This window comes from Acidovorax sp. ACV02 (genome assembly GCF_014851475.1).
GTDB classification, from domain to species: Bacteria; Pseudomonadota; Gammaproteobacteria; order Burkholderiales; family Burkholderiaceae_C; genus Acidovorax; species Acidovorax delafieldii.
Window position 1 is genome coordinate 64,435 of the sequence record NZ_JACUZU010000002.1, and the last position, 24,461, is coordinate 88,895.

22 protein-coding genes are annotated in these 24,461 nt (G+C 64.6%); 10 read left to right on the top strand and 12 right to left on the bottom strand.

What is annotated here, in order from left to right; genetic code table 11:
• Positions 1-369: 369 nt before the first annotated feature.
• The 4 genes from IB236_RS04220 to gap all read left to right on the top strand — a co-directional run bounded on the left by IB236_RS04220 (position 370) and on the right by gap (position 8,921).
• Positions 370-2,991, top strand: coding sequence for an IPTL-CTERM sorting domain-containing protein (locus IB236_RS04220; protein WP_192419052.1), 2,622 nt, complete (start codon positions 370-372; stop codon positions 2,989-2,991).
• A 151-nt stretch (positions 2,992-3,142) separates the two neighbouring features.
• Positions 3,143-5,521 (top strand): glycosyl hydrolase family 18 protein, encoded by a 2,379-nt coding sequence (locus tag IB236_RS04225; RefSeq protein WP_225580970.1) that lies wholly within the window; start codon positions 3,143-3,145, stop codon positions 5,519-5,521.
• Positions 5,522-5,752: 231 nt separating this feature from the next.
• Entirely contained in the window at positions 5,753-7,834 is a 2,082-nt protein-coding gene (gene tkt / locus IB236_RS04230; protein ID WP_192419054.1) for a transketolase, read from the top strand.
• 88 nt (positions 7,835-7,922) lie between these two features.
• Positions 7,923-8,921: a type I glyceraldehyde-3-phosphate dehydrogenase gene (gene gap / locus IB236_RS04235; protein WP_192419056.1), complete on the top strand. Its 999-nt coding sequence runs from the start codon at positions 7,923-7,925 to the stop codon at positions 8,919-8,921.
• Between the two features lie 113 nt (positions 8,922-9,034).
• On the opposite strand, the gene IB236_RS04240 is transcribed toward gap, so the two are convergent.
• Positions 9,035-10,138: a mechanosensitive ion channel family protein gene (locus IB236_RS04240; protein ID WP_192419756.1), complete on the bottom strand. Its 1,104-nt coding sequence runs from the start codon at positions 10,136-10,138 to the stop codon at positions 9,035-9,037.
• Positions 10,139-10,512: 374 nt separating this feature from the next.
• Here IB236_RS04240 and IB236_RS04245 point away from each other — a divergent pair, with 374 nt between their 5' ends.
• Both IB236_RS04245 and IB236_RS04250 read left to right on the top strand, forming a co-directional pair.
• Positions 10,513-10,890, top strand: a complete 378-nt coding sequence (locus IB236_RS04245; RefSeq protein WP_056743014.1) for a DUF4398 domain-containing protein — start codon at positions 10,513-10,515, stop codon at positions 10,888-10,890.
• A 104-nt stretch (positions 10,891-10,994) separates the two neighbouring features.
• Positions 10,995-11,915: an OmpA family protein gene (locus tag IB236_RS04250; protein ID WP_056743012.1), complete on the top strand. Its 921-nt coding sequence runs from the start codon at positions 10,995-10,997 to the stop codon at positions 11,913-11,915.
• Positions 11,916-11,994: 79 nt separating this feature from the next.
• Here IB236_RS04250 and IB236_RS04255 read toward each other — a convergent pair whose 3' ends face one another.
• The 3 genes from IB236_RS04255 to IB236_RS04265 all read right to left on the bottom strand — a co-directional run bounded on the left by IB236_RS04255 (position 11,995) and on the right by IB236_RS04265 (position 14,541).
• Complete coding sequence (locus tag IB236_RS04255; RefSeq protein WP_192419058.1) at positions 11,995-13,014, bottom strand: aldo/keto reductase; 1,020 nt, start codon at positions 13,012-13,014, stop codon at positions 11,995-11,997.
• A 58-nt stretch (positions 13,015-13,072) separates the two neighbouring features.
• Positions 13,073-13,681, bottom strand: coding sequence for a YdeI family protein (locus tag IB236_RS04260; RefSeq protein WP_056743009.1), 609 nt, complete (start codon positions 13,679-13,681; stop codon positions 13,073-13,075).
• A 62-nt stretch (positions 13,682-13,743) separates the two neighbouring features.
• Positions 13,744-14,541, bottom strand: coding sequence for an RNA polymerase sigma factor (locus IB236_RS04265; RefSeq protein ID WP_370539881.1), 798 nt, complete (start codon positions 14,539-14,541; stop codon positions 13,744-13,746).
• Positions 14,542-14,619: 78 nt separating this feature from the next.
• Here IB236_RS04265 and IB236_RS24455 point away from each other — a divergent pair, with 78 nt between their 5' ends.
• Both IB236_RS24455 and IB236_RS04270 read left to right on the top strand, forming a co-directional pair.
• Positions 14,620-14,742 carry a hypothetical protein gene (locus tag IB236_RS24455; RefSeq protein ID WP_255505327.1) on the top strand — a complete coding sequence of 41 codons (123 nt, stop codon included), beginning with the start codon at positions 14,620-14,622 and terminating at the stop codon, positions 14,740-14,742.
• 160 nt (positions 14,743-14,902) lie between these two features.
• Positions 14,903-15,526, top strand: coding sequence for a hypothetical protein (locus IB236_RS04270; protein ID WP_192419062.1), 624 nt, complete (start codon positions 14,903-14,905; stop codon positions 15,524-15,526).
• Between the two features lie 164 nt (positions 15,527-15,690).
• Here the strand turns inward: IB236_RS04270 and IB236_RS24275 are convergent, their stop codons facing one another.
• On the bottom strand, positions 15,691-15,996 hold the full coding sequence (locus IB236_RS24275; protein WP_225580971.1) for a hypothetical protein: 306 nt from the start codon (positions 15,994-15,996) through the stop codon (positions 15,691-15,693).
• Positions 15,997-16,240: 244 nt separating this feature from the next.
• On the opposite strand from IB236_RS24275, the gene IB236_RS04275 reads away from it, so the two are divergent.
• The gene (locus IB236_RS04275; protein ID WP_192419064.1) at positions 16,241-17,560 is read left to right on the top strand and encodes a flavin-dependent oxidoreductase; all 1,320 of its coding nucleotides are present in this window, start codon (positions 16,241-16,243) and stop codon (positions 17,558-17,560) included.
• Positions 17,561-17,694: 134 nt separating this feature from the next.
• Complete coding sequence (locus IB236_RS04280) at positions 17,695-18,300, top strand: ATP-dependent Clp protease proteolytic subunit (protein ID WP_192419066.1); 606 nt, start codon at positions 17,695-17,697, stop codon at positions 18,298-18,300.
• A gap of 78 nt (positions 18,301-18,378) precedes the next feature.
• Here the strand turns inward: IB236_RS04280 and IB236_RS04285 are convergent, their stop codons facing one another.
• From IB236_RS04285 to IB236_RS04315, 7 genes are all read right to left on the bottom strand, one after another.
• Positions 18,379-19,332, bottom strand: coding sequence for a Gfo/Idh/MocA family oxidoreductase (locus tag IB236_RS04285; RefSeq protein ID WP_108498508.1), 954 nt, complete (start codon positions 19,330-19,332; stop codon positions 18,379-18,381).
• A gap of 24 nt (positions 19,333-19,356) precedes the next feature.
• On the bottom strand, positions 19,357-20,223 hold the full coding sequence (locus IB236_RS04290; protein ID WP_192419067.1) for a class III extradiol dioxygenase subunit beta: 867 nt from the start codon (positions 20,221-20,223) through the stop codon (positions 19,357-19,359).
• A gap of 2 nt (positions 20,224-20,225) precedes the next feature.
• Positions 20,226-20,666: a protocatechuate 4,5-dioxygenase subunit alpha gene (ligA, locus tag IB236_RS04295; protein ID WP_056067994.1), complete on the bottom strand. Its 441-nt coding sequence runs from the start codon at positions 20,664-20,666 to the stop codon at positions 20,226-20,228.
• Positions 20,667-20,670: 4 nt separating this feature from the next.
• Positions 20,671-21,600: an amidohydrolase family protein gene (locus tag IB236_RS04300; protein ID WP_108498511.1), complete on the bottom strand. Its 930-nt coding sequence runs from the start codon at positions 21,598-21,600 to the stop codon at positions 20,671-20,673.
• A gap of 33 nt (positions 21,601-21,633) precedes the next feature.
• Complete coding sequence (locus tag IB236_RS04305; protein WP_192419069.1) at positions 21,634-22,638, bottom strand: tripartite tricarboxylate transporter substrate binding protein; 1,005 nt, start codon at positions 22,636-22,638, stop codon at positions 21,634-21,636.
• Between the two features lie 86 nt (positions 22,639-22,724).
• Positions 22,725-23,408, bottom strand: coding sequence for a 4-carboxy-4-hydroxy-2-oxoadipate aldolase/oxaloacetate decarboxylase (gene ligK / locus IB236_RS04310; protein WP_056067987.1), 684 nt, complete (start codon positions 23,406-23,408; stop codon positions 22,725-22,727).
• 1 nt (position 23,409) lies between these two features.
• On the bottom strand, positions 23,410-24,444 hold the full coding sequence (locus IB236_RS04315) for an amidohydrolase family protein (RefSeq protein WP_192419071.1): 1,035 nt from the start codon (positions 24,442-24,444) through the stop codon (positions 23,410-23,412).
• Positions 24,445-24,461 lie beyond the last annotated feature (17 nt).

The following is a 24,461-nucleotide window of genomic DNA, read 5'->3' on the forward strand; positions in this document are numbered from 1 at the left end:
TGGCCTCTTTTCTAAAGAATTCACCACGGGCCCGTAGCGGGCCCATTTTGTTTTCTTTGGAAGGGATTTCGCATGACAGATACCGCACTGGCCGCGAATACGCGGCGCGTGCTGAGGGCCGCAGCCCTTTGGCTGGGAGTGACCAGCGCGGCCGTGGCCAGCGCTGCAGGGTGGCAACCAGCGGTCAGCTTCGCCACCGCACGCTATGAGCACACCGCCACCGAGATGAATGATGGCCGCGTGCTCGTGGCCGGAGGGCGCAGTGGCAGCGCCACCAACGCGAGCACCCAGATCTATGACACGGGCACCGGCAAATGGACTGCCGGGCCGGCACTGCTCGGTGGGGCCCGCTCTCGCCACACAGCAACGTTGCTGCGCAACGGTACGGTATTGCTTGCGGGCGGAAGCAACGGAAACGTTTCGCAGACATCGGCCGCAATTTTCGATTCACAAGCGGGCCAGTTCACCACGGTAGGCTCCCTGGGCGTAGAACGTGAGTACCACACCGCCACGCTGCTCAAGGATGGGCGCGTGCTCATCGTCGGCGGCCGAGGGAAATCTGGCGCTGAAGCGCGGCGATCGGCGGAGATCTATGACCCCGAGACGCAGAGCTGGGATTCCATCGCACAAATGCCGGGCCAAGGCGCGCGCCAGCACACAGCCACGCTGCTGAATGACGGACGCGTGCTCGTGGTCGGAGGTATCGACAACGGCCAGTCCTCCACCAAAGCGGTGGCAATCTGGAACCCATCGACCGGCACGTGGGCCTCCGTGGCAGCGCTGCCGTCACCTCGCTTTGACCACACTGCGACCCTGCTCCCCGATGGAAAAGTGTTTTTAGCCGGTGGCAATGATGCAAGCGGTGCGCTGGCCAGCACCTTGCTGTACGACCCCGCCGCCGACACGTGGACTCCCTCGGCAACGCTGAACGCTTCTCGCACCCGGCATACCGCGGCCCTGCTGCCCGACGGACGAGTACTGCTCAGCGGGGGCGAGGCGGGAGGAATACCCATCGATACGGCTGAGATTTACAACCCACCATCGGGTTCGATCAACGTTTTTGCACCCATGATCGCAGCGCGCAGCATGCATACCGCATTGGTGCTGCATACCGGCGATGTGCTCGTGATCGGCGGCCAGGGTGGTGCCGGGGCTCTCGACAGCGCTGAGTTGTTTAGCGCAGATACGCTGGCGCCCGCCGCGACTGGCCCGTTGCCCGCACTGCGGGCTTATCACAAAGCCACTGCACTGCCCGACGGCACTGTACTTATCGCTGGTGGTCTCATTCCCAACGGTGGTTCCAACCAGCCCTCCAACACTGCGCTGCGTTACCACTTCGCCAGTGGCCAGTTTCAAGCGGCTGCACCGATGGCAAAGGCACGGCAGTACCACACGCAAACCCTGCTGACCGATGGTCGCGTATTGGTGGTGGGGGGCGCATATTCCCTCGACGATGTCGAACTGTACGACCCTACATCCAATCGGTGGTCCACGGCTCCTTCGCTCACCCACGGACGGTATGTGCACACGTCCACTTTGCTGCCAGGTGGCGACGTTTTTGTGGCAGGAGGAACCAACAACGGCGGTGTGGGAGAGGCGGAAATTTACAGCGTAGCGACCAACCAATGGCTGTCCGCAGGGTCCATGTTGACGCCGCGCAATGGGCACACGGCGACCCTGCTGCGCGACGGACGCGTCATGCTGGTGGGCGGAGACGCGGTGAACGGGCAAACCACCGCTACGGTGGAGTTCTACACCCCCCGCACGGGTGCCTGGACATCAGGCCCAAGTATGCAAGGTGCGCGGAGCCAGCACACGGCAACGCTGCTATCGGACGGCCGGGTTTTGGTGGCAGGAGGCACAGCCAACTTCACCTACCTGAACAGCGCTGAAATATTTGACCCCGCGACGAACGCCTGGCAACCCACCAGCGACCTACAGCAAAAGCGCGTTGTCCACACGGCAACGCTCCTGAGCGATGGCCGCGTTCTGGTCACCGGCGGTATGTACAACGGGGCTGGCATAGGGTCAGCGGAGGTTTACGACCCAGGTGCCGGAACCTGGCAGACTGCTGGCCCATTGCCCCAGGGGAGAAACCACCACACCGCGACTGTGCTGGCGAATGGACAGGTACTGATCGCAGGCGGTCTGGCCAACGGCGCTGCCACAGCACTGCTCTACGGTGGAAAACTGGGTGTTTCGGATGCGCGTCGCCCGCGCATCACAACGGCGCCGGCACAGGTCGCGCATGGCTCCGCGCTGCAATTGGGCGGACTGCGTTTTACGGGCGATAGCGAAGGCAGCGGCGGCGGATTCAGTCAATCTGCCACCAACGTGCCCCTGGTGCGCATGCAGCGCGTAGACAACGGGGACGTCCGTTGGCTCGCAGCAGAGAACTCCAACGCCACCACCTTCACTGGGCGCCCCATGCCGTCGGGGGCCACTGCGGGCTCGTATCAGCTCACGCTGTTCGCCAACGGCATGGCATCCGATGCGGTCACCCTGCGCGTGCTGGCCGAGGGAGCGCCCAACGCACCCACCAATGTCAGCGCCACCCCTGGCGATGGCCGGGTTACGGTGTCCTGGCAACCCCCCGTGGGGGGCACCCCGCCCACGTCATACACAGTGACCGCCCAACCTGGCGGCGCGAGTTGCACCGTGCAGGCACCTGCCACCTCGTGCACCGTAACGGGCCTGACCAACGGCACGGCGTACACCTTCACGGTGACCGCCAACACCGCAGGCGGCAACGCATCAGCACCTCCGTCGGCCGCCGTCACGCCAGTACCCGGCGCGGTGGGTGGTGTGCAAAACATTCCCACATTGTCTGAATGGGGCTTGATTCTGCTGTCAGTGCTGATCGCCGGTATGGCGCTGCTTCAGAGTGGTCGCATGCGCTTTTTGTTGGACGGCTCGGCACCACTGTGCCCCGCAGTGCGAGCAAGGATCGCAGGGCGCACTGCGGGCGGCGTCAGGAACGACTTGCCATGACTGGCTGACGCATGCTCATACATCTATAGAAATGGCTCTCAGCGCTTGTCAATCAAGCGCTGGTTGCTCACTTTTTTACTCCAAAACGGCTGCGAGCCACTGCCGCGGCGATGTCTCCACATATTTCACGCACCAAGACAACAGGACAACCATGCCACACGACGCTGCAGCCAGACCACACTTCGCACCTCGGGTGCGTGCCATAGCAGCTGGTCTGCTCCTGGCGAGCACCCAGGCGCTCGCGCTCGATTGCGCGCCCGGCCAGTGGCTGGCGGAATACTTCCCCAACACCAGCCTGTCCGGGGCCGCCGTGCTGACCCGGTGCGAAAAGGGCCCCATCGACTACTACTGGATGACCAACAGTCCCGACGCACGTCTGCCGGTGGACGCGTTCTCAGCCCGCTGGACGGCAAGCCTGCCGTTCGCCGCTGGAGCCGCCAAGTTCACCACCTTCACAGACGACGGAGTGCGCCTGTACGTCGATGGGAAACGGATCATCAACCACTGGGCTCGGCACAGCATCGCGATGGACTCCGCATCCCTGCGGCTGACGGAAGGCCATCACACCGTGCGCATGGAGTATTTTGAGGCCGGGGGCGAAGGGCTGGCGCAGCTCTTCATTGAGGGGTTGACGCCCACCACAACGCCCCCGCCCCCACCAGAACCCCCACGCATCCGCGCATTCACGGCCCAGCCAGAAGCCATTGATATGGGGGGCAGCAGCATCCTGACATGGACCACCGAAAACACTGTCGCATGCGCCGCCAGCGGCGGCTGGACCGGCGAACAGGCCACCAACGGCGGTGCCTCCGTGCGGCCTGCCACCACCACCACCTATGGTCTGAGTTGCCGCAATGCGGCGGGTGCCACGACCAGCACATCCACCACCGTCACGGTGCGCAAGACGCCACCACCGCCCGTCACGATCAGCTTGACGGCCACGCCGCCCCGCATTACCGCAGGCCAGAGCGCGCGACTGGCCTGGCAGGCGAGCCACGCAGCGGGCTGCGCCGCGTCGGGCGGATGGAGCGGCCCGCGCGCCACCGAAGGCAGCGAACTGGTAGGTCCCACCACCAACACCGCCTACACCCTGACCTGTACCGACAGCGCCGGCAAGAGCACCACGGCCACCGCGCAGGTTGCGGTAGAGGCGAGTAACCCGCTTCCCCCGGTCAGCGGGATAAGTACGACAGTTTCCGCCCGCGGGGTGAGCCTGGCTTGGGACCCGGTGGCCCGCAGCGGCAAGTGGGTCAACGGCTACTACGCAGGTTGGTTCTGGGAGACCTATCCGCCCGAAGCCGTGGACATGAGCACGATGACACACTTCGTTTTCGGACGCTACGCACCCGCGCTCGGGTCCCTCCCAGGCGGCCGGGCGGGTGATCTGCTCGAAGGAGCGGGCGGAGGGCACTCGCCAGAGGTGGAGGGTGCGCTGATCGCCAAGGCCCATGCTGCGGGGGTCAAGGCGGTGATGATGGTAGGGGGCGATAGTGACGGCCCCGGATTTCTGGCCGCCACCGCCGACCCCACAGTTCGTGCACGTTTCATCCAGAACATTCTGAACAAGGCCGTACAGAAAAACTACGACGGCGTGGACATCGACTGGGAAGAAAACCTGGACACCGCCACCTCACGCGCCCAGGCCCTGGCACTTCTGCGTGAATTACGCGTCGCATCCGCGCAAAGGGCCCGATACCAAGCACCCAACGCGCCACTGGAACTAAGCTGGCCTGGTTTCTGGGTCAACCAGAACCAGTCCGACATCACGCCCTGGCACGTCGAAGTGGCAGCCGCAGTCGATCGCTTCAATTTGATGACTTACAGCATGGCGGGCGACTGGGGCTGGCTGTCATGGCACCACTCCCCTTTGTTCGGAGCAGGTGAACTACATCCAACGTCGATCCAATCGACGGTCCAGGCCTACCTTGACGCAGGCGTGCCACGCTCCAAGCTGGGCATCGGCATCGGTTTGTATGGCGCCTACTACAACAAGCCTGTCACCGGACCGCGCCAGAGCATGAATGGCATGCAGGGCTGGATGAACAATGGCGACTGGGAAAACAACTACCAGCGCCTGGTTCAAGACAACGCCTTCGGCCGGACGGGCGCCACCTACCATTGGGATGACGTGGCAAAACAGAGCTACATCACCTACTCCCCGCCGTGGAATCGCGGCCCTAACACGCCAGTGTCCTACCTGAGCTTCGAAGACGAGCGCTCCATCGCTGCCAAAGGCCAGTGGGTGCGTGAGCAAGGCTTGGGCGGCACCCTGGTGTGGACCATCAACTACGGGTATTTGCCGCAATCCAGCAGCAATCCGCAGATGCAGGCGGTCAAGCAGGCGTTCATCGCGTCCGGGGCTGCAGGCTATCGGGTCTACAGAGATGGCGTACTGATCGCCACCGTCAGCGGAATCACCTTTACAGACACCGCCGCTCCGCGTGGTCATCGGGGTTACCAGGTCAGCATGCTGGACGCGGCAGGCAACGAAGGCCCGCTGTCTGCGCCAGTGTTTGTGCAGGTCCCCTGAAGAGCCGCACAGAGCCGTTGTACCGTACCTGTATCCACAGCGTCAACCCCGCAGCCATGAAGTGCGGTGGGCGACGCCACATCTGGCGCGCCATGCCCCGAACCCAGGGGCCGCGTACAGCATTCCAGAAGCCACCTTGGAGCAGCCCGGGCGAAGCACGCTGGGTGAGTGCAGCGCGCCCCGGTAAAATACCGGGTTTCCCCTGCACCACCCCTCTTGAACCCTCCCCCCATGGCCAACACCCAGCAATCCCAACAGATGGCAAATGCGATCCGCGCATTGGCCATGGACGCCGTTCAACAAGCCAACTCCGGCCACCCCGGCGCTCCCATGGGCATGGCCGACATGGCCGTGGCACTGTGGAGCCGCCACCTCAAGCACAACCCCACCAACCCCCAGTGGTTTGACCGCGACCGGTTTGTGCTGTCCAACGGCCACGGCTCGATGCTGCTGTACGCATTGCTGCACCTCACCGGCTACGACCTGCCCATCGGCGAGCTGAAGAACTTCCGCCAATTGCACAGCAAGACCGCCGGCCACCCCGAAGTGGGCATCACCCCCGGCGTGGAAACCACCACAGGCCCGCTGGGCCAGGGGATCACCAACGCCGTGGGCTTTGCGCTGGCCGAAAAGCTGCTGGCTGCCGAGTTCAACCGCGAAGGCCATGCCGTGGTGGACCACCACACCTACGCCTTCCTGGGCGATGGCTGCCTGATGGAAGGCATCAGCCACGAAGCCGTGTCGCTGGCGGGCGCCTGGAAACTCAATAAGCTGATCGCCCTGTACGATGACAACGGCATCAGCATCGACGGTCAGGTTGCTCCCTGGTTTGCCGACAACACCCCCCTGCGCTTCGTGGCCAGCGGCTGGAACGTGATCGGCCCCATCGATGGCCACGACGCCGACAAGGTGGCCGCAGCCATCGTCGAAGCCAAGAAGCAGACCGAGCGCCCCACGCTCATCGTGTGCAAGACACACATCGGCAAGGGCAGCCCCAACCGCGTGAACACCGCCAAGGCCCACGGCGAGCCCCTGGGCGCCGAAGAAATCACGCTCACGCGCGAAGCCCTGGGCTGGACCAGCGAGCCCTTCATGATCCCCGAAGACGTGTACGCCGGCTGGGACGCCAAGGCCGCTGGCGCTGCCGCTGAAGCCACCTGGAACGAACGGTTTGCCGCCTACAGCAAGGCTTTCCCCGAGCTGGCTGCCGAATACACCCGCCGCATGCAGGGCGACCTGCCCGCCAACTTTGCGCAAGTGGCCGTGGACACCGTGGTGGCAGCGCACACCAAGGGCGAGACTGTGGCCAGCCGCAAGGCCAGCCAGCTGGCGCTGGAAGCCTTCACCGCCGCGCTGCCCGAACTGCTGGGCGGCAGCGCCGACTTGACAGGCTCCAACCTCACCAACACCAAGAGCACACCCAATCTGCGCTTTGACATGCAGGGCAACGTGGTGCAGACCGCGCTCGAAAACGGCCAAAAAATCGGTGGCCGCCACATCAACTACGGCGTGCGCGAATTCGGCATGGCCGCCATCATGAACGGCGTGGCGCTGCACGGCGGCTTCATCCCCTACGGCGGCACCTTCCTCACGTTCAGCGACTACAGCCGCAACGCCATCCGCATGGCTGCGCTGATGAAGCAACGCGTGATCCACGTGTTCACGCACGACTCCATCGGCCTGGGCGAAGACGGCCCGACGCACCAGTCCATCGAGCACGTGGCCAGCCTGCGCCTGATTCCCAACCTGGATGTCTGGCGCCCCGCCGATACGGCAGAAACCGCCGTGGCGTGGAGCGTGGCCCTGTCCAACCGCAACAAGCCCACCGTGCTGGCCCTGTCGCGCCAGAACCTGCCCTATGCGCCCAAGCGCGACCTGGGCGACATCTCGCGCGGCGCCTACGTGCTGAGCGAGCCTGCCGACGTGGGCCTCAAGAAGAAGCCCGTGGCCGTGATCATTGCCACCGGCTCTGAAGTGCAGCTGGCCCTGAAGGCCCAGCGCCTGCTGGCCGACAAGAAGATCGGCGTGCGCGTGGTCTCCATGCCCAGCACAACCACCTTCGACCGCGAAGACGCCAAGTACAAGAGCAGTGTGCTGCCTGCGGGCGTGCCGCGCGTGGCCGTGGAAATGGGCGTGACCGACGGCTGGTGGAAGTACGGCTGCGCCGCCGTGGTGGGCATCGACACCTACGGTGAATCGGCCCCCGCGCCTGTGCTGTTAAAGCATTTCGGATTCACCGAAGAGAACGTGGCCGACGCAGTGCTGGTGGCCATCGGCGCGGCCCGCCTGAAGCCCTCCAAGAAGGCCCGTTAAAACGCCCTTTGCCCGCTGCGCACCGCTGCCAGCGGGCGCGCGGCGGCCAATTCATGATTTCGACTTTGCAACTTTGAAGAGGCTCCCTATGACGATCAAGATTGGTATCAACGGCTTCGGCCGCATCGGCCGCAACGTGCTGCGCTCGGCCATCCAGAACTTCAGCGACATCGAAGTCGTGGGCATCAACGACCTGCTGGAGCCTGAGTACTTGGCGTACATGCTGCAGTACGACTCGGTGCACGGCCGCTTCAAGGGCACCGTGGCGGTCGAGGGCAACACCCTGATCGTCAATGGCAAGAAGATCCGCCTCACGCAAGAGCGCGACCCCGCCAACCTGAAGTGGAACGAAGTCGGCGCCGACGTGGTGATCGAATCCACCGGCCTGTTCCTGGACAAGGTCACCGCGCAGAAGCACCTGGACGCTGGTGCCAAAAAGGTCATCCTGTCGGCTCCGTCGAAAGACGACACCCCCATGTTCGTGTTCGGCGTGAACCACGACACCTACGCAGGCCAGGCCATCATCTCCAACGCATCGTGCACCACCAACTGCCTGGCCCCCGTGGCCAAGGTGCTGAACGACAAGTGGGGCATCAAGCGCGGCCTGATGACCACCGTGCACGCAGCCACCGCCACGCAAAAGACCGTGGACGGCCCCTCGAACAAGGACTGGCGCGGCGGCCGTGGCATTCTGGAAAACATCATCCCCTCCAGCACCGGTGCTGCCAAGGCGGTGGGCGTGGTGATCCCTGCGCTGAACAAGAAGCTGACCGGCATGTCCTTCCGCGTGCCCACCTCCGACGTGTCGGTGGTGGACCTGACCGTGGAACTCGACAAGGCCGCCACGTACGATGAAATCAAGGCCGAAATGAAGGCCCAGTCCGAAGGCGCCCTGAAGGGCGTGCTGGGTTACACCGAAGACAAGGTGGTGGCCACCGACTTCCGTGGCGACACCCGCACGTCCATCTTTGACGCTGACGCCGGCATCGCGCTGGACGGCACCTTCGTCAAGGTCGTGAGCTGGTACGACAACGAATGGGGCTACTCGAACAAGTGCCTGGAAATGGTGCGCGTGGTCGCCAAGTAAGCTTTTTTGAGAAGTTGAAAAAGCGCTAGAGGTAACTACCCTGTTCAAGCCGGCCGCCTGCAAAGGCTGCCGGCTTTTTTTTCGTCTGCGCGTTTGTGGTGGCTTGCCCCGCCTCAGAGCATGGCCGCGGCAGGTGCCTGCGGCGGCGCGCTGGCAATGTGCACCGTGCGGGTAGGAAACGCAAATTCCACCCCCATGGCTTTGAACTCGCGCAGCAGCCCCAGGTTGATGGACTGCTGCAGGTCCATGTAGAGGTTGTAGGCCGGGTCTTCGACGATATAGACCACCTCATAGTCCAGCGAGTTGGTGCCCAGCGCCTTGAAATGTGCACGGTCAAAGCGCAGCTCCGGGTGCGCCTCGATAAGCTTGCGCACAACGCCTGGAATGGCCTCGGCCTGCTCGGGGGTGGTGCCATAGGCTACGCCAAAGGTGAACACGATGCGCCGCCGCTCCAGCATGCGGAAGTTGCTGATGGTCTGTTTGAGCAGGTCGGTGTTGGACATCACGATCTGCTCGCCCTGCAGACTGCGGATGCGGGTGGTCTTGAGACCAATCACCTGCACGGTGCCCGACACATTGCCCACCACGATGAAGTCGCCCACCTCGAAAGGCTTGTCCACCGCAATCGCCAGCGATGCGAACAGGTCGCCCAAAATGTTCTGTACCGCCAACGCCACGGCAATACCGCCCACCCCCAGGCTGGCGATGAAGGCCGTGATGTTCACACCCACGTTGGACAAGATGGCCAGCAGCACCACGCTCCACAGCAGCGTGCGCAGCCCCCACGACATCAGCGTGGCCGAGGCGCTGACCTGCGTCATGCCGCTGGACGAGTGCCGCTCCACATAGCGGCGTACGCCAATGCCAATCGCGCGCATGCCCCACAGGCCCATCTGCAGCGCCACGGCCACAAACCATAGCTGGCTCAGGCGGCTCTCCCAGCGGCCCGGCAGGTCGAGCAGGCTTGCGCCCACCAGCAGTGCCACCACCAGCATCAGCGTGCGGCTCGTGCCTTCCAGCACGTCCACCAGGGTCAGCGCCATGCCACTGTGCGACTGCGTGGCCCACACCTTGGTGCGCCGGGTCAGCAGGTGCAGCACCACGAGGATGGCTGCGTAGGTGGCCAAAGCCGCCGCCAGGGCCACACACAGGCTCCATAGCGGCACGCCCGCAAAGGTGGTCTCCTGGACCCAGGCAAAAAAGGTGGATGGCGGCATGCAGTAACTCTCCTCTTCGTTGTGTTGCGGTGATGGAGCAGGCGTGCGCAGCGCCCGCGCAGAGGCCACGGCCATGGGAGGTGGCGTACGGGTGAAGGGCACCCGCAACAACACGCTGCGTGCGCGTGCTGTCATTGATCGAGACCTGGGGGAGATGAGAGTTCCCGAACGCAACAAGCCACTCTCTTTCACGCAAATGGTGGGCACCTTGTTTGCAAGTGTTCGTAAGACATGCCCCACAGCAATACAGAGGCAGGGCCTACGCCTGCTTGCCGGGCGGGCCCCAACAATGCATCAACACCAGAACCCCCTGGTGGCCCGCCCGATACGTCGGCACGGCCTACCCAACCACCTCCAGAGGAGTCCACCACACCATGCATTCATCCGCATTGATCCGTACCGCCACCGCGGCACTCGCACTGGGCGCACTGGCCGCCTGTTCTTCCACCCCGGCGCCCACCGAACAGATGGCGGTCACCCGCACCACCGTCAACCGCGTGGCGGCTGCTCCAGCTGTGGCCGCCAGCGCCCCCGTGCAGCTGCAGCAAGCACGCGAGAAGCTGATGCAGGCCGAAAAAGCGATGGCAGAAAAGGACTATGTGGCAGCACGCCGCCTGGCCGCTGAGGCCGAGGTAGATGCCCGTGTCGCTGAAACCCGCGCAGACGCGGCCAGCAATGCCGCCAACCTCGCCCAAGTGCAAGACGGTATCCGCGCACTGCAAGAAGAAATCAACCGCCGATCGCCCCGCTGAGCCAGCGCCAACCATGGGGCCACCGCGCCCCCTGGCTTCGCCTCAGGCACCACACCGTTGAGGCCCCCGCGATTGCCCCACCCCATTTCAAGGAACACCTGACCATGCACCGCTTTTTTCATCGCAACACCGCCCTGTGCACCAGCCTGATTGCCGTTGGCCTGCTGGCCGCGTGCGCAAGCACCACGCCATCGCCGGCACTGGAAGAGGCCCGCACCGCAGTGGGCACCGCAGCCGGAGACCCCACTGTGAACCAGTACGCGCAGCTCGAACTGAAGCAGGCCACCGATGCGCTCGCCCAGGCCGACCGCGTGTGGGCCGACGACCACGATACATCCGAGACCAACCACCTGGCGTACATCGCCCGCCAACGCGCTGAGATCGCCACCAACGCAGCCCGCGCACGCCAGCTCGATGCCAACATCAAACAGGCAGGCAGCGAAGCCGACCGCATCCGTCTGCAGGCCCGCACCCAAGAGGCTGACGCGGCCCGCCTGCGCGCCCAGCAAGCCCAGCAGCAGGCGATGAGCGCCGAGCAACGCGCCGCACAACAGCAGGCGCAAGCCACCGCTGCCATGGCCCAGGCCAATACGGCACAAGACCGCGTGCGCGCACTCGAAGCGCAATTGCGCGAACTCGAAGCCCAGCAGACCGAACGCGGCTTACTGGTGACCCTGGGCGATGTGCTGTTTGCCTTCAACAAGGCCGAGCTCTCGGCCCAGGCCGGCCCGCGCCTGGACAAGCTGGCGAACTTTCTCAAACAGTTCCCGGACCGCAAGCTGTTGATCGAGGGCTACACCGACAGCGTGGGTGGCGACAGCTACAACCAGGACCTGTCAGACCGCCGCGCGCAGGCCGTGCGCGATGCGTTGGTGCAGCGCGGCGTGGACAGCAGCCGCATCGCCGCACGCGGCTACGGCAAGGCCCACCCGGTGGCTGACAACGCGTCGCCCGAAGGCCGCGCCATGAACCGCCGTGTGGAGATCGTGATTGCCGATGACAAGGGCAATTTGCGAGGCCGTTGAGGCTCCACAAAAAGCCCCACCGTCAAGCCGTATCGAAACTGCAGTGAACCTGCACTGAAGCCCACAAAGACCGCGCCGCCTACGCTGCGCGGTCTTCAAACGTTTCGGTATCGACTTCGCTCGCGGCTTGTGCGTTGTAGCGGTGGCCCGCGACCGTGCGCTCGTTGATCAGCGCATCCAGCCGCGCCATGGTGGCGGCGTCCAGCCGCACGTTGGCAGCACCCAGGTCGTCCTGCAAATGCTCCACACTGGTGGTGCCTGGGATGGGAATGATGTGCTCCGCCTTGTGCAGCAGCCACGCGAGCGCCAGCTGGGCGGGGGTGCAACCCACATCGTGCGCAATGGCTTGGTAGCCATCGAGCAGCTTCAGATTGGCGGCATAGGCGTCGGGCGCAAAACGGGGCATGGCGCGGCGGATATCCTTGGCATCCAGCGTGCTCACATCGCGCAGATCGCCACACAGAAAGCCACGGGCCACGGGGCTGAACGCCACAAAGGAGGCGCCCAGTTCTCGGCAGGCGTCCAGCACAGCAATCTCGGGGTTGCGCGTCCAGAGCGAATACTCGGTCTGCACCGCAGCAATGGGGTGCACCGCGTGCGCCTTGCGCAGCGTGGCGGCCGACACCTCCGACAGGCCGATGCTGCGGATCTTGCCCGCGCGCACCAGGTCGGCCAGTGCGCCCATGCTGTCTTCAATGGGCACCGTCTTGTCCCAGCGGTGCAGGTAGTACAGGTCGATCACGTCGGTCTGCAGGCGGCGCAGGCTGTCTTCGCAGGTGTGGCGCAGCGTGGTGGGGCGGCCGTCGATCACGCGCACCAGCTTGCCGTCGCCATTCACATCCACGCCCTGCATGCCGCATTTGCTGGCCAGGGTGAAACGGCTGCGGTGCTGCTTCAGCACACGGCCCACCAGGGTTTCGTTGGCGCCAAAGCCGTACAGCGTGGCGGTGTCAAACAGCGTCACGCCCGCATCCAGCGCGGCCAGCAGCACGCGTTCGCCCTGCTCGGCAGACACCGGGGCGCCATAGGCGTGCGACAGGTTCATGCAGCCCAGGCCGATGGCCGAGACGGAGAAAGGTCCAAGGTTTCTTTGTTGCATGCCGCGAGCTTACGGCAAGCGCGGCAACCCACCGGGTGGCTCGGGCTTGGAGGCTGGGCTAAGCCTTTGCAACGGGTGGCCGCTTCGCCCACAGCTCAATGCGCTCGCCCGCAGCACAGGCGGCCACCAGCTGCGCAAACCGCGCCTCCCGGGTCGCGTCACGTTTGGCGGATGTGACCCAGTGCAGCATCACCTTGCGGTAGCTGGGCGGTGTGGACTCCTGAAAGTACCGCCACGCGGCCTTGTTGCGCTGGAACGTGCGTTGCAGCGCCACCGGCAACTCGGCCACCCCCGCCTGCTCGTGCGAGTAGATGGCCGACTTGTCTGCCTTGCGGTGCGCGAAGGCGGCCAGCCCCGCAGGCATCATGCGGCCTGCCGCCTGCAGCTGCTCCACCTTGGCGATGTTGACCGCACTCCAGATCGACGACGGCTTGCGCGGCGTGAAGCGGATCGAATACGTGTGCTCGTCAATACGCCGCCGAATGCCATCGATCCACCCAAAGCACAGCGCTTCGTCCACCGACTCCGGCCAGCCCATGCTGGGGCGGCCCGAGCCCACCTTGTGAAAACCCACCAGCAGCTCCGTCGCGCTGGCGGCGTGGCGCTCCAGCCAATCGCGGAACGCCTGCGGGGTGGCAAAGAAGGTGGGCGCGGGCTGCTGGATCATGGTGCTGCAAACGTCCTTCCGTCTTGCCTTCTTCCTACCAGTTGCAGCTGCAGGTGCGCGGGTCAGGCCACCACGGCGTCATGCACTTGCTCGGCGTGTGGTCCCAGCGGCACCACGCACAGCGTCACACCATCAAGCGTGAGCACCAGCCCCAACTGCCCGCCTACCTGCACCACCCCACCCACCGTGGCGCTTGCGTGCTGGGCACGCGGTGGCACAAGCTGCATCGCCTGGGCTGCGGCATGCACCGCCCCCGCGCTGACGGGCGGCTGGCGCAGCAGCGCCCACAGTGTCTGTGGGTCTCGCGATTGCAGCGACTGCAGATACAGGCGCAGCGCTGCTGCGGTGGCGCCCTTGGGCTCATCGCTGGATTCGTCGCCCTCCTGCGCCTGCCGCAGCCGCTGCAAGGCGCGGCGCAGTTGCTGGCGGCTGGCTGCTTCAGACCGACCGCTGGCCTGCGCCAGCTCGGCATGGCTGGCGTCGAACACCGCATGCAACAGCACCGCAGCGCCCTCCGCGGGCGTCACACACTCTGCCAGTCGCCGCAGCGCCAGCGTGGCCTGCTGCGCAAGAGCAGCATCGGCTTCCGCAGAGGGAGCGACCGCGCCAGCGACATCGGCGTGCGCGCTCTGCACGGCTTCAGCCAGCCATTGCGCCATCCACTGGCGCCGCCGCAAATGGTCGATGGCCAGATTGCGCACCACTGTCAGCAGCCAGGCCTGGGCAGCATTGAGCGCAGGGACATTGGCCTCCAGCGCGCGCACATAGGCGTCCTGCACCGCGTCTTCAGCATCGGCCGGGCCTAGAAGGCGCGTGGCGGCGCGCACCAAGGCACTGCGGCTGGCGCCTACGAGCGCCACGGTGTGTTCGTCTTTTAGCATCGGAGCATGGTGCCACAGGCTGACTGGACGCGCACCAGGGCAGAAGATGGAGACCCAATGCAGAACGAGCACGCCTCGACCTCGCCACGGGATGCAGAGCTCGGGCAAAGCCGCATCGTCCCAAGCGAACTCTTCGGTCTGCAAACGATTGGCATCGGTTCCATGGAGGCCACGCCATGAGGGGGATCAACACTTTATTCAGGCATAGCGCAGGCTATAGTGCACCTCGCCGCGGGTCCGTCGGGTGCGCTCTCCGTGCCGGAACCATAGCCGTTACTACCTCCACCGCTCCAGTTGTCGCCGGGGCAAACAACGCCCCTTCTACCCGTTGACTGCCACGATGACGAACGTTCTTAGCGAAAAGAAGCGGGCCTCACTGGCTGCGCTGTACCACGACATGCCCATCGAGGAGCTGGAAGGCCGAATCGCCAAAGGTCAACTTGCGGCACCAACGATGGCCATCGCACGGGAGGTTTTGCACAACAGGCTGGAGCATGGTGACTCGACGCCAGAGTCGGCCAGCGCCACACAACGCGGCGGCAACCAGAGCTCGGTTGTGGGAACGGCGATGGTGCAGGTGCTAGTGGCGTGTTTGAGCTGGGTGGTCCTCCCTGGACACTTGGCCGCACTGGTCACGATGGTGGCAGTTTGCTGGGTAGTGGTCGGTCTGGGCAAGGCGTTACCTCGTGTGGGGCTCGCCGTTGGAGTTGTTTTTGCCCTGGCGCCCCTGGGTCTGTTGCTATGGGCATGGCGTACCGGGACGCTGGTGATGCGGGGCGGTGACTACAAACCCCTGGAGGCCTTACTGACATGGGCGGGGTTAGTGATTGCGTTCGGGCTGTTTTGGTCACTCGCCAGCTTGCTCATCTTCGGCTCTCGCCACAAGGGCTCGTGGCGTGACTTGCACGACAAGCTTGAGAAGATGAGCGATGAACAGAGAGAAGCCATCACCAGGCGACGCTGAGGGGCTTGGAAACGCCGCCTGTACGTCCGATCCTGCGGCAGGAGACCTTACGTGGAGCGGCATTTTGCGCCCGATTGAATGTATTGCGGTTCTTTGAAGCAGGCGGCTGCTCAGGGCCCATAGCGGCCTCTGGGTTACTACGGACCATTCCTTGGGCCAGTTGTCTATGGAAACAACTCTTGCAGTGCAATTTCCTCGTCAGGGCTGGGCCAATACAACTTGCCACCCTCTTCGACAAAGTATCCAAGTAGTTTCCGGATGAATTGCGCTGCCAACTGAAGCGCCTGCCAGGAATCTGCCGCATGTATGTCGTGCAGATTCTCGTGCAGTCCACTGAGGCCAACAGCGCATGCCCATTCGTCTTGCGAGATCTGATACGGAGCGCCGATGGACAGACAAACCATTCTCGATCCCCCGTCCTGCGAGACAGCGTAGATTGAGCGATAGGCAATGAAGCTAGAAGTGGCCATTACTGAACTCTAACAATCCATGCTGAGTCGCCAAACAACAGCGCCTGGCCGGTAGTACTCACTCCAATGCCCCCAGCAGTTGCAATGCAGCCTAACCCTTTGGTCTGGGAGCAACATAGGTACCTGCGCCTGACAAGGCTGGCTGAACGGGCACAACCCGCAGCAAAAAGCCACCCGCTATTCCCCCGATTCGCCTGCGGCGTCCGCGACAAGCTCCACCCTCCGTTGCATGGACAATCTCGGCATGTCTGGCGCACCTACTCCTACTTCACACCCCTCCTCGCCCCGCCCCGTGCTGATCGCTGGCGGCGGTATCGGTGGCATGGCCACTGCCCTGACCCTGCACCAGATCGGCGTGCCCTGCATCGTCTTTGAAACGGTGCCCGAGCTGCAGCCACTGGGCGTGGGCATCAACCTGCAGCCCAACGCCGTGCGAGAACTGCACGACCTGGGGTTTGGCAACGAGGTGCTGGACACGATTGGCCTGCAGGCGCGCGAATGGGCGCTGGTGGGTCGCAACGGCAACGAGGTGTACGCCGAGCCACGCGGGCTGGAGGCGGGCTACCACTGGCCCCAGTATTCGGTGCACCGGGGGCAGCTGCAGATGATGCTGTTCAACGCCGTGCGAGAGCGCCTGGGAACCGACGCCGTGCAGCTGGGGCAGCGGGTGGTGGGCTACCGGCAGGATGCGAACGGCGTCACCGCCATTGTCGAGACACGCGACGGAGAGAAGCGTGAAGTAGCCGGCTCGCTGCTGATTGCCGCCGATGGCCTGCACTCGGCCGTGCGGGCGCAGATGCACCCCACGCAGCCGCCCATCCAGTGGGGCGGTGCCATCATGTGGCGCGGCACCACGCCGGGGGTGCCGGTGCGCACGGGCGCGTCGTTTGTGGGCGTGGGCTCGCTGCGGCACCGTGTGGTGTTCTACCCCATCACCCCGCCCGACCCGGCCACAGGCCTGGCCACCATCAACTGGATCGCCGAGATCACGGTCGACAACCAGGGCGGCTGGCAGCAGGGCGACTGGAACCGGCGCGTGGCACTGGAGGAGTTCATCCATCATTTCGAGGGCTGGAACTACAGCTGGCTGGACGTGCCTGCCATGCTGCGCGGCGCCAAGGACATTTTTGAGTACCCCATGATCGACCGCGACCCCGTGCCCACCTGGGTAGACGGCCGCGTGGCGCTGCTGGGCGACGCGGCGCATGTGATGTACCCCGTGGGCTCCAACGGTGCCAGCCAGGCCATCGTGGATGCGCGCGTGCTGGGGGCGCAGCTCATCACGCACGGTGTGGGCCCGCAGGCGCTGCGTGCCTATGACGACAAGCTGTGCAAGGACATCTCTGCGCTGGTGCTGCGCAACCGGGGCTCCGGCCCGTTTGGTCTGCTGGGGCTGGTGGACGAGCGCTGCGGCGGGGTGTTCGACCACATCGACGACGTGCTGCCGCGTGAGGAGCGCGAGGGCTTCATGGCCCGCTACAAGGCGGCGGCGGGCTTTGCGATCGAGACGCTGAATGCGGCGCCCCCCACCATCGCGCCGGGGCAACGCGTGACCGCAGGCTGAACAGTCCGAGGGGCGCAGTGCGGGCCAGTGGGTCCGCCATGCAGCGCTGGCCTGAATATGCAAGCGCAGAGAAATGTCACGCCCGGCGTCTCTCGTTCGTCAAGGCAGTCCTATCACTCACAAGGACTTGCCCCATGGACACGCCAGATACCACCACACCCGCTTCAGCCCCTACCCAAGGCGCCGAACCGCGCACGTCTTACCTGGAAGAAAAAGCCTTCAAGGCCCGCACCCTGCTGGTCTTTGGCACCATCACCGACACCCTGGCCGCCGATGTGGCGCGGCGGCTGATTGCGCTGGATGCCGAGAGTGCCGAGCCCATCGACATGCTGGTGAGCTCGCCCGGCGGGCACCTGGAGTCGGGCGACACGATCCATGACCTGGTGCGCTTCATTTCTGCGCCGGTGAACATGATTGGCACCGGCTGGGTGGGCAGCGCGGCCACGCACCTGTACCTGGCGGCACCCCGCGAGCGGCGGTTCTGCCTGCCCAACACGCGCTTTCTGATCCACCAGCCCAGCGGTGGCGCCGGCGGCCCGGCCAGTGACATCGCCATCCAGGCGCGCGAGATGGTGAAAGCGCGTGAGCGGATTGCAGCCACCATCGCTCGGCAGACCGGCAAGCCGCTGGAGGTGGTGCTGGCAGACATCGAGCGCGACCGCTGGCTGTCGGCCGAAGAGGCCGTGGACTATGGTCTGGTCTCGCGCATCATCGAGCACAAGGCGGCATTGAAGGAGTGATGCCAGGCACCCCTAACTATCAAATGCATAGCTGCTGGCGCTTGATATAAAAGCGCCAGCAGCCAATTGGGCTTGCAATCAGCCTGCGTTGAGCTGCAGCTCCAGGTCGTGCAGCACCTGGTAGCACGGCAGCACCTGTGCCACGCTGGCGTTGGGCTCGCGGCCTTCGCGGATGGCGGCGAAGAACTCGCGGTCCTGCAGCTCGATGCCGTTCATGCTCACATCGACCTTGCTCACGTCGATCTTCTCTTCCTTGCCATTCACCAGGTCGTCGTAGCGCGCGATGTACGTGGCCGAGTCGCCGATGTAGCGGAAGAAGGTGCCGAGCGGGCCGTCGTTGTTGAACGAGAGCGACAGCGTGCAGATGGCACCGTTGGCGGCCTTGAGCTGGATGCTCATGTCCATCGCAATGCCCAGCGTGGGGTGGATAGGGCCCTGGATGGCGTTGGCCTTCACGATGGGGCTGCCGGCCTGGTAGGCGAACAGGTCCACCGTGTGGGCAGCGTGGTGCCACAGCAGGTGGTCCGTCCAGCTGCGGGCCTGGCCCAGCGCGTTCATGTTGGTGCGGCGGAAGAAGTAGGTCTGCACATCCATCTGCTGGATGTTGAACTCGCCTGCCGTGATCTTCTTGTGCACGTACTGGTGGCTGGGGTTGAAGCGGCGGGTGTGGCCACACATGGCCACCAGGCCGGTCTGCTTTTGCAGGGCGATGACCTTCTCGCCATCGGCCAGCACGTCGCACAGCGGGATCTCGACCTGTACATGCTTGCCCGCTTCCAGGCAGGCGAGGGTCTGGCTGGCGTGCATCTGCGTGGGCGTGCACAGGATCACGGCGTCCACTTCCTTGATCGCCAGGCTGTCGGCCAGGTCGGTGGTGACATGCTTGATGCCGTACTTGTCGGCCACTTCCTGGGTCTTGGCCAGGTCGCGGCTGATGAGGGAGACGACTTCGACGCCGTCAATGTTCTTGATGCCGTCCAGGTGCTTGATGCCGAAGGCGCCAGCGCCGGCGAGTGCGACTTTGATGGTCATGGTGTGTGTCCTTTGGCGTGTTTTTTAGGTGTTCTCAAGAATCAGGTGGCCCACGGCGGTGTTGGACGCGGGCACATGGTAGAAGCGGTGCGCCAGCTTCGGTGGCTTGCCTCCGGCCACGTCGGCCATCGCGCCACGTGCGATGAGCCACATCACGAGTTCAATGCCTTCGCTGCCGGCTTCGCGTACATAGTCGATGTGCGGGATGCTGGCGGCGGCCTCGGGGTCGTTGATGAGCTTGTCGAGGAAGGCGTTGTCGAACTCCTTGTTGATGAGGCCGGCACGCGGGCCCTGCAGCTGGTGGCTCATGCCGCCCGTGCCCCAGATGTGCACGTTCAGGTCTTCGTCGTAGCTCTCCACCGCCTTGCGGATGGCCTGGCCCAGGTTGTAGCAGCGGCGGCCGCTGGGCACGGGGTACTGCACCACGTTGACGGCGAACGGGATCACCGGGCAGGGCCAGGCTCCCGTCTTGGGGTCTTGCTCGCCGCACATCAGCGACAGCGGCACGGTGAGGCCGTGGTCTACATCCATCTTGTTGACGATGGTGAGGTCAAAGTCCTGCTGGATGACCGACTGCGCAATGTGCGCGGCCAGGTCCGGGTGGCCCTGCACCACAGGCACAGGGCGGGGGCCCCAGCCCTCGTCGGCGGGCTGAAACTGCGTGGCCGTGCCGATGGCGAACGTAGGGATCATCTCCAGGCTGAAGGCCGTGGCATGGTCGTTGTAGACTAGGAAGATCACGTCGGGCTTGTTGTCCTTCATCCATTGCTTGGAGAAGTCGTAGCCCGCGAACAGCGGCTTCCAGTAGTCTTCCTGCGTCTTGCCCAGGTCCAGCGCAGCGCCAATGGCAGGCACGTGCGACGTGAACACGGAGGCGGTGATCTTGGCCATGGTCAGTTTCCTTTCTTGCCGGCAGCGCCTTGTGGCTGGCGGTGTGCCTGTGCGTCGCCGTCTTCGCCGATCACGCGGTTGCCATTGGCCGAGCGGCCGCCGCTGATCATCATGTTGCGGTATTCCTCTTCGGTCATGCCGGTCATGCTGCCCGCCATCTGCTGGAAGCTCTTGCCATCGGTGGCGCCGATCTTGGCTAGAAAGTAGATGTTGCCGCCCAGGCGGATGCACCAGTTCAGGTCGCGTGCCAGCACGGCCTGCTTCTGCTCTTCGGTCATCGCCCATTCATCGAGGTAGGCGCGTTCGTTGGCCTTGAAACGCTCGCGGTTGCCGGCCTTCATCAGGCTCATGCAGAACTGGTTGAGCCAGTAGCCCTTGCGGCTTTGCTCGGCGTCGAAGATGGTCGTGCCGGGCACGTCCAGGTAGGGTTTGTCGAGTGGCATGGCATCAGCCTTTCTTTGTCACTTCTTCAGGCCAGTAGAGGCGCATGGGGTTATCCACCAGCAGCTTTTGCTGCAGCTCGGCCGTGGGGGCGATGTGCGGAATGAAGTCCACCAGCAGGCCGTCGTCGGGCATGTGGTCCTTGAGATTGGGGTGCGGCCAGTCGGTGCCCCAGAGCACGCGGTCGGGGAACTCTGCGACCACCTTGCGGGCGAACGGGATCACGTCGGTGTAGGCATTTTGCTCGCCGTTCAGGGCCTTGGGGCCAGTCACGGAGAGGCGCTCGGGGCAGCTCACCTTGCTCCACACATTGGGGTGCTGGCGCATGAACTTCAGGAACAGCTCAAACTCCGGTCCGTCCACTGGCTTGTTCACATCGGGGCGGCCCATGTGGTCCACCACCACGGTGGTGGGCAGTGCAGTGAAGAAGTCCCACAGCTCGGGAAGGTCCACGGCCTCGAAGTAGATCACCACGTGCCAGCCGAGCTTGGCGATGCGCGCAGCAATCTCCATCAGCTCGTCCTTGGGCGTGAAGTCCACCAGGCGCTTGACGAAGTTGAAGCGCACGCCGCGCACGCCAGCGTCGTGCATGGCCTGCAGCTCTTGGTCGGTGACCGAGCGCTTGACGGTGGCCACGCCCCGCGCCTTGCCGCCAGAGTGCACCAGCGCATCGACCATCGCACGGTTGTCCGCACCGTGGCAGGTGGCCTGCACCACCACGTTGCGCGCAAAGCCCAGGTGGTCGCGCAGCGCGTACAGCTGGTGTTTGCTGGCGTCGCAGGGCGTGTACTTGCGCTCGGGCGCGTAGGGGAACTCGGCCCCGGGGCCGAACACGTGGCAGTGCGCGTCCACAGCGCCTGCGGGCACCTGGAAGCGGGGTTTGCTGGGGCCGGCGTACCAGTCCAGCCAGCCGGGGGTCTTGGTGAATTCGCTCATGGGCGTGGGTCCTTGGTTGCTGGGTGGGGCAGGTCAGTCGAGGGACACGTTGGCCTTCTTGATCACGTCGCCAAAACGCTGGCTCTCGTCCTTGACGAACTGGGCGAACTGCGCGCGCGTTGTGGGGAAGGGCTCGTAGCCAAAGCTCTTGAACTTCTCCTGCACATCGGCGCCGGACAGGGCCTGCTCGATGTCCTTGCGGATCTTGTCGGTCACGGCAGCGGGCAGGCCGGGCGGCACGGCGATGGCGTTCCAGCCCGTCACCTCAAAGCCCTTGGGGCCACCCGATTCGCCCACGGTGGGCACATCCGGAAAGCTGGCCAGGCGCTGCGGCGCGGTGACGGCCAGAAAGCGCAGCTTGCCCGCGCGCTGCAGTGGCCCTGCGGTGGCAGCGCTGCCCAGCGCAAACGACAGCTCGCCGGTGGAGACCGAGGTGTAAAGCTGCGTGGTCTCTTTGTAGAGCACGTGCTCCATCTGCGTGCCGGTGGCGCTTTCAAACAGCTCGGAGCCCAGGTGCACCGGGTTGCCGATGGACCAGGAGCCGTAGTTGAGCTTGCCGGGGTTGGCCTTGGCGTCGGCCACGATGTCGCTCACGGCCTTGTACTTGCTGTTGGCGGCCACGGTGAAGAAGAAGTAGGTCTTGAACAGCGGCAGCAGTGTGTCGAAGTCCTTGGCCGTGTCGTACGGCAGCTTCTTGAACAGGCTGGGGTAGGCGGCCAGGTGCACGTTGTCGAGCACGATCAGGTCATGCCCGTCCTTGGCGCCGCGCTTGAACGCGTCGATGGCGATGAAGCCGTTGCCACCGGGGCGGTTCTCGACGACCACGGGCTGGCCCCAGCTTTTGGACAACTTGTCGGCCACCAGGCGGGCCACGCCGTCCGGCCCACCACCCACGGGGAAGGGCGTGATGATGCGCACGGGCTTGGACGGAAACGCCTGCGCCGACGCGAACTGGGGCACACAGCCCAGGGCTGTGGCCAGGCCCACGGCCAGGCCCACACGGCGGGAAAGAGAAACAGGAGACACGGAACAACGCATGGAAAAAAGAAGCTGCTTGCTATTAATTACATAGCTGCAAGCGCATGATTGACTAGCGCTTGCAGCCCAAAAGACTGAAAAACCGCTCAATCGATGTACTTGAGGCCCGCCTTCTCCAGGCCGGGGCGCATGTTGTACATGTCCAGGCCCAGCACGCCGCTGGCGAGCTTGGCGCGCTTCTCACCCTCAAAGCTCTCGCGCTTTTGCGCGGCGGCCAGGGTCTCGGCCGCGCGGGCGGCGGGCACGCACACCACACCGTCGTCGTCGGCCACGATCACGTCGCCCGGCGTGACCAGCGCACCGGCACACACCACGGGGATGTTGACCGAGCCCAGCGTGGCCTTGATGGTGCCCTTGCTGCTGATGGCGCGGCTCCACACGGGGAAGTTCATCTCCTGCAGCGTCTTCACGTCGCGCACACCGGCGTCGATGATGAGGGCGCGCGCGCCACGCGCCTGGAAACTGGTGGCCAGCAGGTCGCCAAAGTAGCCGTCGGTGCACTCCGAGGTGACGGCCGCCACCACGATGTCGCCGGGCTGGATCTGCTCGGCCGCCACATGCATCATCCAGTTGTCACCGGGCTGCAGCAGCACGGTGACGGCCGTGCCGCTGACCTGCTGGCCGCTGTAGATGGGACGCATATAGGGCTTGAGCAGGCCCACGCGGCCCATGGCCTCGTGCACGGTGGCCGAGCCGAGTGCAGCCAGGCCGTCAGCGGCTGCGCGGTCAGCGCGGGTGATGTTGCGATAGACAACGCCAAGTTCAAACATGTCAGAGCCCCTTTGCCTTCAGGCGTGAATCGAGTCGGGAGAACACGCGGCGCGTGTTGGCTTCGTAGATCTGGTGCTTGTCTTCCGCGCTCAGGATCGTGGACGCCTCGATATAGCGCTTGGTGTCGTCGTAGTAGTTGCCGGTGGTGGGGTCAATGCCCCGCACCGCGCCGATCATCTCGCTGGCAAACAGCACGTTCTTCACCGGGATCACGGTGTTGAGCAGGTCGATGCCGGGCTGGTGGTACACGCAGGTGTCGAAGTACACGTTGTTCATCAGGTGCTCGTCGAGCAGCGGCTTCTTCATCTCTTGCGCCAGCCCACGGAAGCGGCCCCAGTGGTAGGGCACCGCGCCGCCGCCGTGCGGAATCAAAAACTTGAGCGTGGGGAAGTCCTTGAACAGGTCGCCCTGGATGAGCTGCATGAAGGCCGTGGTGTCGGCGTTCAGGTAGTGCGCGCCCGTGGTGTGAAAGCACGCGTTGCAGCTGGTGCTCACGTGGATCATCGCGGGCAGGTCGTACTCCACCATCTTTTCGTAGATGGGGTACCAGTGCTTGTCGGTCAACGGGGGGCTGGTCCAGTGGCCGCCGGAAGGGTCAGGGTTCAGGTTGATGCCCACGGCGCCGTATTCGTGCACGCACTTTTCCAGCTCGGGAATGCAGGTCGCAGGATCGACACCGGGGCTTTGCGGCAGCATGGCCACGGGCACAAAGTGGTCGGGGAACAGCGTGGAGACCCGATAGCACAGCTCGTTGCAGATGGCGGCCCAGGTGCTGGACACATTGAAGTCGCCGATGTGGTGCGCCATGAAGCTGGCGCGCGGGCTGAACAGCGTGATGTCGCTGCCGCGCTCTTTCATCAGCTTGAGCTGGTTGGTCTCGATGGACTCGCGCAGCTCGTCGTCGCTGATGTGCAGGTCTGCCACTTTGGGCATGGCGGCTGGGTCTTTGATGCCGGCGATCTGCGCATTGCGCCAGTTCTCCAGCGCCTTGGGGGCCGTGGTGTAGTGGCCGTGGCAGTCGATGATGAGGCTCATTTTTGGGTGCTCCTGGA